1 protein-coding gene is annotated in these 569 nt (G+C 10.5%); it reads right to left on the bottom strand.

Annotated elements, in window-relative coordinates; translation table 11 throughout:
• The coding region (locus IE124_RS34410; RefSeq protein ID WP_229833203.1) for a glucose-6-phosphate dehydrogenase (NADP(+)) at positions 1-374 on the bottom strand (374 nt) is incomplete at its 3' end.
• Between the last annotated feature and the right edge of the window lie 195 nt (positions 375-569).

The following is a 569-nucleotide window of genomic DNA, read 5'->3' as shown; positions in this document are numbered from 1 at the left end:
TTACTAGATACTGATAAATAAAAAATTAATGGAAAATTATTTTTTAATAACCAAAATTTTATTAATTTATAATATATAAGATTTGTAAAATCTATATTTAAATAATATAAACATTTAATAAAATTAATAATTAAAATTAATTCATTTTTATTTTTAATTTTTTTATTATTTAATAATATCTTATATATTTTATATCTAAATTTATTTAAAGTTAAATATTTACGTGCTAAACATAATATATTTATTTTTTTATTTATTAATTTTTTTTTATATAATATAAATAAAGAATGATATAATTTTCTTAAAGCTAAATCACCTAAAGCACCAAATAATAAAAAATTTAAATTTGTTATTTTATCCAAATTTAATTTCATTAACGTTATCTCCTAAAAAAATTAATAAATAAAAAAATAATAATTATATTATAATAACATAAAAATTATTATAATTACTAATTACTATTTAGAATAAATATTTTGGGAGAATAATTATATGTTAAAAATTTTTACAAAAAAAATATATTATAAAAATAAATTTAAAACTAAAATAGTACCTTTAGTATGGAAAAG

Origin of the sequence: Streptomyces narbonensis, from assembly GCF_014649015.1 — a bacterium.
Classification (GTDB): Bacteria; Actinomycetota; Actinomycetes; order Streptomycetales; family Streptomycetaceae; genus Streptomyces; species Streptomyces narbonensis.
The sequence above is the reverse complement of the archived record's forward strand: the minus strand, read 5'-3'. Positions and strand labels throughout refer to the sequence as shown.